General features: G+C 73.2%; 9 protein-coding genes and 2 pseudogenes. 7 read left to right on the forward strand and 4 right to left on the reverse strand.

The window, feature by feature from the left end:
• Window positions 1-8 precede the first annotated feature (8 nt).
• Window positions 9-1,409, reverse strand: a complete 1,401-nt coding sequence (locus ABD332_RS26350) for a DUF1996 domain-containing protein (protein WP_344504797.1) — start codon at window positions 1,407-1,409, stop codon at window positions 9-11.
• Between the two features lie 479 nt (window positions 1,410-1,888).
• On the opposite strand from ABD332_RS26350, the gene ABD332_RS26355 reads away from it, so the two are divergent.
• From ABD332_RS26355 to ABD332_RS26365, 3 genes and pseudogenes are all read left to right on the forward strand, one after another.
• Entirely contained in the window at window positions 1,889-2,401 is a 513-nt protein-coding gene (locus ABD332_RS26355) for a GtrA family protein (RefSeq protein ID WP_344504798.1), read from the forward strand.
• Window positions 2,402-2,418: 17 nt separating this feature from the next.
• On the forward strand, window positions 2,419-3,015 hold the full coding sequence (locus ABD332_RS26360) for a DUF4956 domain-containing protein (protein WP_344504799.1): 597 nt from the start codon (window positions 2,419-2,421) through the stop codon (window positions 3,013-3,015).
• A 5-nt stretch (window positions 3,016-3,020) separates the two neighbouring features.
• A pseudogene (locus tag ABD332_RS26365) lies at window positions 3,021-3,332 on the forward strand (VTC domain-containing protein); the annotation flags it as partial.
• Here ABD332_RS26365 and ABD332_RS26370 read toward each other — a convergent pair.
• Window positions 3,311-3,475 carry a hypothetical protein gene (locus tag ABD332_RS26370; RefSeq protein ID WP_344504816.1) on the reverse strand — a complete coding sequence of 55 codons (165 nt, stop codon included), beginning with the start codon at window positions 3,473-3,475 and terminating at the stop codon, window positions 3,311-3,313. The pseudogene ABD332_RS26365 and the gene ABD332_RS26370 overlap by 22 nt on opposite strands.
• 294 nt (window positions 3,476-3,769) lie before the next feature.
• On the opposite strand from ABD332_RS26370, the gene ABD332_RS26375 reads away from it, so the two are divergent.
• Window positions 3,770-5,632, forward strand: a complete 1,863-nt coding sequence (locus ABD332_RS26375) for a carbohydrate-binding domain-containing protein (protein ID WP_344504800.1) — start codon at window positions 3,770-3,772, stop codon at window positions 5,630-5,632.
• Window positions 5,633-5,660: 28 nt separating this feature from the next.
• Here ABD332_RS26375 and ABD332_RS26380 read toward each other — a convergent pair whose 3' ends face one another.
• Window positions 5,661-6,119 (reverse strand): MarR family winged helix-turn-helix transcriptional regulator, encoded by a 459-nt coding sequence (locus ABD332_RS26380; protein WP_344504801.1) that lies wholly within the window; start codon window positions 6,117-6,119, stop codon window positions 5,661-5,663.
• A gap of 66 nt (window positions 6,120-6,185) precedes the next feature.
• Between ABD332_RS26380 and ABD332_RS26385 the strand changes: the two genes are divergently transcribed.
• From ABD332_RS26385 to ABD332_RS26395, 3 genes are all read left to right on the forward strand, one after another.
• Window positions 6,186-6,368: a hypothetical protein gene (locus ABD332_RS26385; protein WP_344504802.1), complete on the forward strand. Its 183-nt coding sequence runs from the start codon at window positions 6,186-6,188 to the stop codon at window positions 6,366-6,368.
• 105 nt (window positions 6,369-6,473) lie between these two features.
• The gene (locus tag ABD332_RS26390) at window positions 6,474-7,622 is read left to right on the forward strand and encodes a hypothetical protein (protein WP_344504803.1); all 1,149 of its coding nucleotides are present in this window, start codon (window positions 6,474-6,476) and stop codon (window positions 7,620-7,622) included.
• Between the two features lie 102 nt (window positions 7,623-7,724).
• Window positions 7,725-9,134: a S28 family serine protease gene (locus ABD332_RS26395; RefSeq protein WP_344504804.1), complete on the forward strand. Its 1,410-nt coding sequence runs from the start codon at window positions 7,725-7,727 to the stop codon at window positions 9,132-9,134.
• 117 nt (window positions 9,135-9,251) lie between these two features.
• Here ABD332_RS26395 and ABD332_RS26400 read toward each other — a convergent pair.
• Window positions 9,252-9,722 (reverse strand): annotated as a pseudogene (locus ABD332_RS26400) (hypothetical protein); the annotation flags it as partial.

Consider the following 9,722-nt stretch of genomic DNA (forward strand, 5'->3'; position numbering starts at 1 on the left):
GACGGTCGTCAGAACGTGCCGGCGGTGTTGCACTTGGCCTTCTGGACGATGCAGTCCTTCACCCGCTGGCCGAGGGCCACGTTGTCCCAGGCGAAGAAGTTGTCGCCGTGCATCGACGACGCCATGCCCGACGCGAGGGTGTAGCCGTCCGCGCTGCCGTGCGTGTTGTAGTCGATGACGAAGGAGACGTTCGGGATCGCGACCGGGAACGCCCCGCCGCACTGCCCGTTGACCAGGTTGGTCGACACGTGCGACTTGTGGTCGGGGCTGTCCAGGTTGATCCCGTCCCAGCAGTCCTGGAAGACGAGCTGGAAGGTGAGGTTGGCGGTCTGCGCGCAGATCGGCCAGTTGCCGTCGGCGCTGCGCCCGATCTCGCCGCCCGGACCCGCGCACCAGAACTGGCCCGGCGCGCCGGACGGGGTCGCCACCTGCCGCTTGGCGTCACCGGCGATCATCCGGAAGCCCTGCGGGAACGGCACCGTCTTCGTCGGGTCCTGCAGGCGCGAGCCGTAGTACACGGTCACGCCGCGCGGCTCGATGGCCACGCCCCGCTCGTACAGCGTCGGGATCCAGTAGGCGGAGTGGTCGAGCGCCGGGCCGCAGCTCGACGACGTGTTCGCCAGCAGTGACTCGGTGGTGGTGTTGGCGTTGGTACCGCGGTTGCCCAGGAAGCTGTGCATGTGCGACGCGCCCGGCAGGCCGGGGAAGACGATCGGGTCGTCCTTGAACGAGTGGCTGTAGGTGCACGCGGCGTTGAACTCCGAGACCCGCACGGCGTTGGCGGGCGCCGGGTGCATGGTCATCGCGTTGAACTGCGCGAGCTGCGCGGCCCACTTCGCCTGGTCCATCTTGATCCAGCCGGCGCCGGACGACGCGCTGCCGGTCGGCGTGGGCTGGACGCCGCCGGTGCCGAACACCTGGAACTCGAACAGCGACACCCCGTACTGCGTGGCGCGGACCGTGGTGTTCAGCCGCACGTACCGGCCGGATCCGTTCACGGTGAGCGTCTGCACGCCGCCCGTGCCGTTGGTGGTGGTGTTGATCGTCGTCCACGAGGTGCCGTTCGCGGACGTCTGGATGGTGAAGCCGCGCGCGTAGGCGGCCTCCCAGTTGAGCACGACCTTGGTGATCGTGGCGGTCGCGCCCAGGTCGACCTGCAGCCACTGCGGGTCGCTGAACGCGCTCGACCACCGGGTGCCGGTGTTGCCGTCGACCGCGTTGGAGGCGGGGGTGCCCCCGTTCTCGGTCGAGGACGCCGTCGCCGGCCGGCCCTGTGACAGCGGGGTCTCGGCGGCGTCGGCGGACTGCAGGGCCTGGGCGGTGAGGAACGTGCCGACCAGCGCGGTGAGCGCGGCACCGAGCACCAAGGTGCGCAGCCGCGTTCTGCCCGCGAGGGCACTACGGGACATGACGGGTCCTCCGGTTCTGCGGGAACGGCCGGGGGCGGGGCCCGGCCGGCACCGGGCCCGTGGCAGCGGGCCCAGCGAATGATCTTGCAAGAGAGCGCTCTCTGTGGTTTCACAGTGAACCTCGTACGGGATCGGTGTCAATGGATTCCGACAAATGGGAGAGCGCTCTCCAAGAATCCGCTTTCCCGCAGCCCGTACGCGTGTGTGACCGCCCACGCACCGCGACCACCCCTCACCTCGGTGCCGAGGGAGCGCTCTCCACAGCGCGTCCTTGCGAAGGAGCGGCGCTTCCGGTCGCAGGGACGACAGACACAGCGGGGTCGCAGCGAACGCGGAAGGTCGGCACACGTTCGGTCCGTATCCGGGACGAACATCGTGGAGAACACGTCGCGGATCGCGGCGGACAACGACGCGGTGTTCGCGAGGACGTCCTGCGGGTCGCGGCGCACGTACGGCGGACGCGGCGGACGACCCTCGGCGTGCGGTGGTTCACCGGGCCGGTGCCGCTGCGCAGCCGGGTCGGCAACGCGCTGACCAGGGTGTGCTTCGCGGCCGTCACCGGCAGCCGGGTCCAGGACACGCAGACCGGGTCGTCGATGCTGGCCGGGGCGGTGGACGCGGCGGTGCTGTTCGCGCTGCACGCGGCGACCGGCGCGCTGCTGCCGTCGGTGCTGACCGCCCGGGCGGTCAGCTCCACCACCAACTTCGCGGTCAACCGGCGTCTCGTCTTCGGCGGCGGGCGGTCCTCCCTTCCCGTGGCGGCTCGCCGGTACTGGACGCTGGTCGCCGTCCTCGCGGTCGCCAACTACCTGGTGCTCGCCACGCTCGTGCGGGCCGGCCTGCCGCTGCTGCCCGCGAAGGTGGCCACCGAGGCGGGGCTGTTCGCCGTCAGCTACGTCACGCAGCAGCGGTTCGTGTTCGGGAGCCGCGGCACAGCGCCCTCACAGGTGGCGCACAGACCCGCCCGGCTTGATGAACGCACAACGAACTGAAGGATGAAGGATCTCCCGTGGACGACTTGATGATCATCGGTGTCGACCTGGTCGCCATCGCCGTACTGACCTTCGGGGTGTACTTCCCCCGCCACCACCGCCGGGACCTCGTCGTGGCGTTCCTGGGGGTGAACCTCGGCGTCCTCGCCACCTCGATGGTGCTCGGCTCGTCGTCGGTCGGCGCGGGCCTCGGCCTCGGCCTGTTCGGGGTTCTGTCGATCATCCGGCTGCGCTCCAACGAGATCGCCCAGCACGAGATCGCCTACTACTTCGCCGCCCTCGCGCTCGGCCTGCTCGCCGGGCTCAGCCCCACGGTCGGCTGGCTCACCGCCGGGCTGATGGCGCTCGTGATCGGCGGGCTGTTCGTCGCCGACCATCCGCGGCTGTTCGGCCGGTACCGCCAGCAGACCATGCACCTGGACCGCGCCCACACCGACGAGACCGCGCTGCGGGCACACCTGGAGGGCCGGCTCGGCGGCCGGGTGGTCAACCTGACCGTCCGCCACGTCGACCTGGTCAACGACACGACGCTCGTCGAGGTCCGGTACGTCACCGGCGCCGCGTCCGGCGCCGCGCCGAACGTCGAGCGGAACGTCGCGCGGGTGACGGTGTGACCACGATGCTCGGCACCGACGTCCTTGACCACGGCACTGACCATCTCGACCCGATCGGCCTGGACGAGCTCGTGCGGCAGGCGTCGCTGCAGACCCGGGTCGACCGCAAGTACCTCCTGCCCGCCGACCGGCTCCCCGGGGTGCTGCGCCGCCTCGCCGGCACCGCCAGGGTCCTCGACATCGGTGGCCGGCGCCGGTTCGGCTACCGCTCCGACTACTTCGACACGCCCGGCCTGGACAGCTACCTCGCCGCCGCGCACCGCCGGCGCCGCCGCTTCAAGGTGCGGGTCCGCACCTACGTGGACACCGGCGGGCGGTTCGTCGAGGTGAAGACCCGCGGGCCGCGCGGCACCACGGTGAAGGAGCGGGCGCCGTACACCGGCGGGGTCCTGGAAGGTGCCCACATCCCGTGCGATCCCGCGTCGCTGCGGCCGGTGCTGGTCACCCGGTACGAGCGCACGACGCTCTACCTGCCCGCCTCGGACGGCCGGGTCACCGTCGACGCCGCACTGACGTGGGAGCTGCTCGACGGCGCCGCGCTCCGGCTGCCGGACCGGGTGATCGTCGAGACCAAGGCCGCCGGCGGCGCGTGCGAGGCCGACCGCCTGCTGTGGTCCCTCGGCCACCGGCCCTGCCCGATGTCCAAAGTACGCCACCGGCCTCGCCGCGCTGCGGCCGGAACTGCCCGCGAACCGCTGGACGCAGACGCTGCGCCGGCACTTCCCTTCCGCCCCTTCCACCCGGGAGTCCTGAGATGCGCATCCGTTCCCGTGTACTGGCCGCCGTCGCGTCCGCCGTCCTCGCCACCGCCGCCCTCGCCGGCTGCGGCTCCTCCGGCTCCTCGACCGGGTCGGGTGGCACCACCCAGTCGACGGCCGCCGCGGCCGCGACCGCCGACGCCACCCAGAGCGCGGCCGCGGTCCTCGCCGCGAACACCGCCGTCCATCAATCCGACACAGCCTGGAGCGCCTCCGACGCGGTCACGGTCACGCTGTCGGGCTCGTCGGCCACCGTCGCCGCGAACAAGGGCGTCACCGTCGACGGCGGGAAGGTGACGATCACCGCGGGCGGCACCTACCGGATCACCGGCACGCTCACCGACGGGCAGATCGTCGTCGACGCGGGCGACGCCACCGTCAAGCTCGTCCTCGACGGCGCCACGATCAGCAACTCCGGCGGCGCGGCGATCGCGGCGACGGCGGCCGGGCAGGTCGTCGTCATCCTCGCCGACGGCAGCACCAACACGCTGTCGGACGCCACCACGTACGCGGACGACGCCGACGTCAACGCCGCCCTGTACAGCGCCGCGGACCTGACGATTGCCGGGTCCGGCGCGCTGACCGTGCACGGCAAGGGCAACGACGCGATCACCGGCAAGGACGGGTTGGTCATCGCCGGCGGCACCGTCACCGTCGACGCCGTGGACGACGGCATCCGCGGCAAGGACTACCTCGTCGTCACCGGCGGCACGATCACCGTGCGGGCCGGCGGCGACGGGCTCAAGGCCGACAACGCCGAGAAGGCCGACGCCGGCTACGTCGCCGTGCGCGGCGGCACGCTGCGGGTCACGGCCGGCGGCGACGGGGTCGACGCCACCACCGACCTGGTCCAGACCGGCGGCACGATCACGGTCACCGCGGGCGGCGGCAGCGCCGCGAAGGCCGGCGACACGTCCGTCAAGGGCCTGAAGTCGGGCGTGATCAGCGTGCTGGAGGGCGGCACCGCGACCGTCGACGCCGCCGACGACGCGGTGCACAGCGACGGCGCCGTGCACCTCAACGGCGCCACGCTCACCCTGTCCGCAGGCGACGACGGCGTGCACGGCGAGACGGCCCTCGTCATCGACAAGGGCACGGTGAAGGTCGCGAGGTCTTACGAGGGCCTCGAGTCGGCGCACATCACCGTCAACGGCGGCGACGTGTCGGTCATCTCCAGCGACGACGGCCTCAACGCCTCGGGCTCCTCCGGCGGCTCGTCCGGCGGCGGCGCGGGCAGCGACACGGGTGGTGGCGCGGGTGCGCAGGGCGGGCCCGGCGGGCGGCAGGGCGGCGGCGGGGGCTTCGGTGGCGGCGGCGGTGGGGAGGAGGTCGGCGACTTCACGGCCACGATCACCGGCGGCACCCTCGTCATCGACGCCGGCGGCGACGGGTTCGACTCCAACGGCACCGCGACCATGACCGGCGGCACGCTCGTCGTCAACGGCCCCACCCAGCGCGGCAACGGCGCCCTCGACGTCAACGGCAGCTTCACGATCAGCGGCGGCGTCCTCGCCGCGGCCGGCAGCTCCGGCATGGTGGTCGCGCCCGGCGCCGACTCCCCGCAGGGCTGGCTGTCGGCGACCTTCACGGGCACCGTCGCCGCCGGCACCGCCGTCCAGGTCGTCGACGGCTCGGGGAAGGTGGTCGCCACGTTCGTCACGTCGAAGGCGACCCAGAACCTCGTCTACTCCGCACCCGGGATCGCCGGCGGCAGCCAGTACAAGATCTACACCGGCGGGACCTCGACCGGCACCTCCACCGGCGGCCTCGCCCAGGGCGGCACGCTCGGCTCGGCCACCCTGGCCGTGGCGGTCACCGCCGGTCAGGCACCGGCTGGCGGGGGTATGGGGGGCCGCTAGGCGGGCGGCAGGCCGGGCGCGCTCCGCTTCAGGAGGCGTCCGGCCCTTCCTTCTGGGTGACCTCGATGACCTTGGTGAGCGCGGCGTGCAGCTGGAGCAGCTCGTCGAGGGGCATGCCGAGCCGGGCGAACACGGCCGGCGGGATCAGCTCCGCCTGCCGCCGCAGCTCCTGCCCCTCGGCGGTCAGCGTGACCGCGAGGAGCCGCTCGTCGTCGCGCGCCCGCTGCCGGCTGATCAGCCCGGCCGCCTCGAGCCGCTTCAGCAGCGGCGACAGCGTGCCCGGGTCGAGCTGGAGCAGGCCGCTGAGCTCCTTGACCGACAGCGGCGCCCGCTGCCACAGCGCCAGCATCACCAGATACTGCGGGTGGGTCAGGCCCATCGGCTCCAGCAGCGGCCGGTAGAGCGCGATGACGTTGCGCGAGGCCACCGCCAGGGCGAAGCACACCTGGCGCTCCAGGGCAAGCGGATCCTCGAGGTTGTCGGTCACGAGATCGAGTGTACACTGACGATTGGTACACCAACTATTGGCACACAAAGCGATTGGGTCTCGGGCATGTTCAAGCGGTCGCAGCGCACACCGAAAGATCGGTTCGGCGAGTTCTTCTTCAAGATCTTCGGCCCGGCGACCGTGGAGGGCGCCATCCAGGGCTGGCATCCCGAGGCCCGTGAGCAGTACAAGCAGCTTCGTGCCCGGCAGAAGGAGGCCGCCGCACGCCGCGCCGAGGGGCAGTCGTGACACGAATGGGTGCGTCCTGACGGCCACCCGCACCCGACCGTCGGCAGTCGAGTCGGCCCCGACGGAGGTGTCGCCGGCCGTGTGCCCGTCAATACGCTCGGTGGCATGACGTGCCCGATCTGCGCCTTTCCGGGCAACGACGCCGCCGCGATCCGGTGCGCGAACTGCGGCTTCCCGATGCGGCCCGCACCCCCCAACCCCGAGCCCGAGCCGGCCGTCGCCGCGCCTGAGCCGCGCCCGATCCCGGACGCCCACGGCCTACCGCCGCTGCCCCCGCCGCACGTCTCGTGGCCGCCGGTCGCCTGGTCGCCGTCCCAGGACGCCCGCGACGCCGCCGTGCCGGCCTCGTGGCCACCGATCTCCGGCCCACCGACCCCGGACCCACTGATCTCCGGCCCACCGATCTCCGGCTCGCCGGACTCAGGGCCGCCGTACGGCATGCCGGTCCCTGGGGCGCCGGTCTCCGGGCCGCCCGTCTCGCTGTCCCCGGCGCCGGGTCCGCCGCGCGGGCTCTACGCGGCGCCGCAGCGGTCCCGCGCCGGCGTCCCGCTGACCGTGATCGTCGCGGTGCTGGTGCTCGCCGGCGCCATCATCGCCGTTGTACGGATGACCGGCGGGACCCGCTTCACCCCCGCGTCCGCCGGATCGACCGCCGGCGCGGCCTGGCCGAAGATCCCCAGGCAGTCAACCGGCCAGTCAGCCAGCCAGTCAACCGGGCAGTCAACCGGGCAGCCGGCGAGCCAGGGTCAGCCGACGCAGGTCGCGGCGCCGGGCGCGGTGCCCGGCGACCCGCGGGCCCAGGCCGCCGCCGTCGACGCGGTGCTCGACGCCAGCGTCGCCAGCAGGACCAAGCTCAACGCCGCCATCGCCCGGGTCGACGACTGCACCGCCGTCGAGCAGGCGGTCGCCGACCTGCGCGCCGTCGGCACCGAGCGGCAGGCCCAGCTGGACGCCGTGGCCGCGGCCGACCTGTCCGCTCTCCCCGAGGGCGAGCAGCTCCGGGGCCTGCTCACCGACGCGCTGCGCTACTCCCTCGCCGCCGACCGCGGCTTCGTCCTGTGGGGCCAGGCCGTCCAGGCCGGCGGCTGCGACGGCGGCGGCGGGGCCGACTACCAGGCCGACTACCAGGCCGACTACCAGGAGGCGCAGCGCCAGTCGCGGCTGGCCGGCGACGCGAAGGCGCGGTTCCTCGTGGTGTGGAACCCGGTCGCCGCCCGTCACGGCCTGCCCGACCGCTCCTCGGCCGGCATCTGACGCCACCGGACCGGCAGGTCAAGGGCCAGGACGAGGGCCGGAAGGCGGCGGACCCTCGATAGCGTGCATCGACGTACTCGAAATCGTCGATGGGAGGGCGCGATGACACGCTTCAGGCGTGTGCTGGTGTCGATGGCAGTGCCGCTGCTCGGGCTGGTCGGGGCGGTGGTGGCCGGGAGCCCCGCGGCGGCCGCGACCGACATCCGCGACCAGCTCGAGGCGGCCCCGGGCGTGACCGTGCTGGAGGAGCAGCCGGTCGCCGCGCCGTACCGGTTCTTCGTCCTGAGCATCACCCAGCCGGTCGACCACCTGCGGCCGTCGGCGGGCACGTTCCAGCAGCGGTTCACGCTCCTGCACCGGGGCACCGACCGGCCGACGGTGCTGCACACGACCGGCTACAACGTCCCGGGGTACGCGTTCCGCTCCGAGCCCACCCGGCTCGTCGACGGCAACCAGATCTCCGTCGAGCAGCGGTACTTCACCCCGTCGCGGCCCGACCCGGCGGACTGGTCGAAGCTCACGATCTGGCAGGCCGCCACCGACCACCACCGTCTCGTCGCCGCGCTCAAGCCGATCTACTCGCAGAAGTGGATCTCGACGGGCGCCAGCAAGGGCGGCATGACCTCGATCTATCACCGTCGCTTCTACCCCAGTGACGTCGACGGCACCGTCGCCTACGTCGCGCCGCAGGACGTCAACAACGCCGAGGACTCGGCGTACGACCGGTTCTTCACCAAGGTGGGCACCGCGCAGTGCCGGGCCGCGCTCGACGCCGTGCAGGTCGAGGCGCTGCGCCGCCGCGCGGAGCTCGTCGCCCGCTACGAGGCGTGGGCCGCGGCCAACGCCCGCACGTTCACGGTCGTCGGCAGCGCCGACAGGGCGTTCGAGTTCATCGTGAACGGCACGACCTGGGCGTTCTGGCAGTACAGCCTGGAGAGCGACTGCGTCGACGTGCCGGCGCCGACCGCGTCCAGCGACGACATCTGGGCGTGGCTGGACGCCATCTACGGCATCGACTCCAACACGGACCAGGGCGTGAACCCCTACGTCCCGTACTACTTCCAGGCGGCCTACCAGCTGGGCTACCCGGACGTGTCGCTGCCGCACCTCGCCGGCCTCCAGCACTACCGGGGCCAGGACCGGGCGCAGTCCTACATCCCGCGCGACATCGTGCCGCGCTTCCAGCCCTTCGCGATGGACGACATCGACGTGTGGGTGAAGCTCTTCGGTCGGCGGCTGCTGTTCGTGTACGGCCAGAACGACCCCTGGGGCGCGGAGCCCTTCCGCCTCGGGCCGGGCACGAGGGATTCGCTGTCCTACACGGCGGCCGGCTACAACCACGGCTCGAACATCAGCCGCCTCACCCCGGCGGAGTCCGCGACCGCGACGGCGGCCGTGCAGCGCTGGGCGGGGGTGTCCGCCCCGGCGGCGCTCGCCCCGGCGGCCCCGTCCTACATCCCCTCCCTCGACGACCGCGATCCGGCACTGGACCGGCGGTTCAACCTCCGCTAGGAGACCGTGAGCCCGCCCCGTTACGGGGCGGGCTCATCCGAGCGGCGGCGGAGTGCGCCGGGCTTCTCCACGTCTGGAAGCCGGCTGGGGGTCGCCGCGCCGGCGGTCCGGTCCGGGTCAGGAAGCGGACGGGGCTGGAACGGCGGTCGTGGGGGCCGGGGCGGTGGACGCGGCCGGTGGGCCGGGTCGGCGGTTGCCGCCCTGGCCGGGGCCCTGTCCCGGGTTCTGGCCGGGGTTCTGGCCGGGCCGGACCCCGCGGCCGTTGCCTTCGCGGCCGCCGGGGCGGAATCCGTTGTCGCCGCGGTCGTTGCGGTCGATCTTGATCCGGTCGTCGCCGCGGTGGCCGTCGCCGAAGACCGCCACGCCGGCGGCGACGATGCCCCCGCCCAGGCAGCAGCCGAGCACCAGGCCGGCGGCGCCGACCAGCACAGGGACGCGGGACCTCCGCCAACGGCTGCCCGCCGGGTGGGTCCGGAGCGGGGCCGCGGGTGCCGCGTGGCCCGCGGGCGGCGGCTCCGCCGCCCAGACCGGCTCGCCCGGCGCGGGCTCGCGGGCAACGGCGGCGGCTGGGGCAGCGCCGGCGCCTGG

This window comes from Dactylosporangium maewongense, from assembly GCF_039531485.1.
Classification (GTDB): domain Bacteria; phylum Actinomycetota; class Actinomycetes; order Mycobacteriales; family Micromonosporaceae; genus Dactylosporangium; species Dactylosporangium maewongense.